A 1364-nucleotide genomic window follows, 5' to 3' on the forward strand; every position below is an offset into this window, starting at 1 on the left:
GCGGCCCGCCTGATGGCTCTGGCGGGGGCGGAAGTGTTGATCTACCCCACCGCCATCGGCTGGGACGTGACTGATGATCCGGACGAACAGGCAAGACAGCTGGAGGCCTGGGTAACCGTCCAGCGCGGTCATGCTATCGCCAATAACCTGCCGCTCATCGCGCCCAACCGTACCGGCACTGAACCAGACCCGACCGGCACTTCCGACGGCATCCGCTTCTGGGGCAACAGCTTTATCTGCGGGCCCCAGGGTGAGTTCCTGTCCCGTGCCGACGAAGACTCCCAGAGCATTCTATCGGCCACCGTCGACCGGCAACGCAGTGAATCGATTCGCCGCATCTGGCCGTATCTTCGTGACCGGCGCATCGACGCCTACGGTGACATTACCAAACGGGTGAGGGACTGACAGTGTCCCGAGCCGGTTAACAAAGTAGCCAGACGGGACACTACCCCATGAATGCCAGAACAGACCGGGTAATTGAAGCCTTAAACGGCATCCTGCTGGGCAAGAAACATCAGGTACGGCTGGCGCTGTGTGGGCTATTGGCGCGGGGCCACCTGCTAATAGAGGACATCCCGGGCATGGGCAAAACCACCCTCTCTAATGCCCTGGCAAAGGTCATGGGCCTGAGCTACAAGCGCATCCAGTTTACTAACGATCTGCTGCCTGCCGATGTGCTGGGCTTTTCCATGTACGACAAAGCCGCCGGCAGCCTGATTTTTCATCCCGGTCCCATTTTTTCCCAGGTGGTTCTGGCGGACGAAATCAATCGGGCGTCACCACGAACCCAGAGCGCCCTGCTTGAAGCCATGGAAGAGCGCCAGGTGTCCATTGAAGGTGAAACCCGGCCGCTGCCGGAACCGTTTTTCGTCATCGCCACCCAGAACCCGATTGAACAGGGCGGCACCTATCCCCTGCCTGAATCCCAGCTTGACCGTTTCCTGATGCGGATCCGTCTGGGCTATCCTGACCCCAGAGCCGAACGCGAACTACTCGAGGGTGAAGATCGTCGGGCACTGACCGACCGACTGGCGGAATTCCTGTCGGAACAGGACCTTAAGGCCCTGCAGCAGGCGGTTGAAAAGATAACCACCAGCCCTGCCCTGCTGGACTATGTACAGCGACTGCTGGAACAAAGCCGCCGCATGCCGGGACTGGTTTACGGCCTGTCCCCGCGGGCCGGGCTCGGGCTGGTAAAAGCCGCCAGAGCCTGGGCACTGATGAACGGGCGCAACCACGTGCTGCCTGACGACATTCAGGCCGTATTCCCTGCAGTGGCAGAGCACCGCCTGGAACAGGGCGAAACCGGGAAAAGCCAGGAACGGATACGGCAACTGCTGACTTCAGTTTCTGTTATCGAATAA

Annotated in this window: 2 protein-coding genes; both read left to right on the forward strand. The window is 60.1% G+C overall.

The genetic code is table 11. The features are described 5' to 3' along the window. Window positions 1–405 (forward strand): nitrilase-related carbon-nitrogen hydrolase (locus VJ956_RS00625; RefSeq protein WP_324080536.1); only part of this gene is annotated, 405 nt, incomplete at its 5' end. A 47-nt stretch (window positions 406–452) separates the two neighbouring features. Next, complete coding sequence (locus VJ956_RS00630) at window positions 453–1364, forward strand: AAA family ATPase (RefSeq protein ID WP_324080537.1); 912 nt, start codon at window positions 453–455, stop codon at window positions 1362–1364.

Source organism: Marinobacter sp., assembly GCF_035268745.1.
Taxonomy (GTDB): Bacteria; Pseudomonadota; Gammaproteobacteria; order Pseudomonadales; family Oleiphilaceae; genus Marinobacter.